A 557-nucleotide genomic window follows, 5' to 3' on the forward strand; every position below is an offset into this window, starting at 1 on the left:
GCGCAAGCACGGTCAGGCGCGGGAGAAAGCGGCCGAATAAAAAGAAAGCGTCAGGTGACCGGAAAGGGACAGGGAGACCCGGGTGAGCAGCATAAGGCAGCGTTTTGCAAATGTTCTGGCCGAGATCGACAGGACGATCGACCGGCCGATGGACATTACAGCGCTTGCGGATGCCGCCGCCTGTTCCCGGTTTCATTTTCAGCGGCAGTTCACTGCTATCCTGGGCGTGAGCGTTGCCGAATACCGCAGGCTCCTGCGGTTGAAGCGGGCAGGGCACCAGCTCGCCTTCCGACGGGAAACCGCTGTCACGGAGATCGCTTTTGATGCGGCCTATGAGAACCTGGAAAGTTTCTCCCGTGCCTTCAAACGGGTCTTCGGGCAAAGTCCCTCGGTCTTCAGGCAGAGCCCCGACTGGACGACCTGGCACAAGACCTATGACCCGCTTCTTGAGCTGAAAGGACAAATCATGCCAGCCGGAGACCTTGATTTCGACAGCGTTCGCATCACCCGTTTTCCCGAGACCCTGGTCGCCAGACTTGAGCATCGCGGTCCGCCGG

General features: G+C 59.8%; 1 protein-coding gene. It reads left to right on the forward strand.

The features are described from left to right. Positions 1-82: 82 nt before the first annotated feature. A partial coding sequence (locus tag FMN52_RS05700) for a helix-turn-helix domain-containing protein (RefSeq protein ID WP_148607690.1) occupies positions 83-557 on the forward strand: 475 nt, incomplete at its 3' end.

Origin of the sequence: Marinobacter sp. BW6 (genome assembly GCF_008107725.1) — a bacterium.
GTDB lineage: Bacteria > Pseudomonadota > Gammaproteobacteria > Pseudomonadales > Oleiphilaceae > Marinobacter.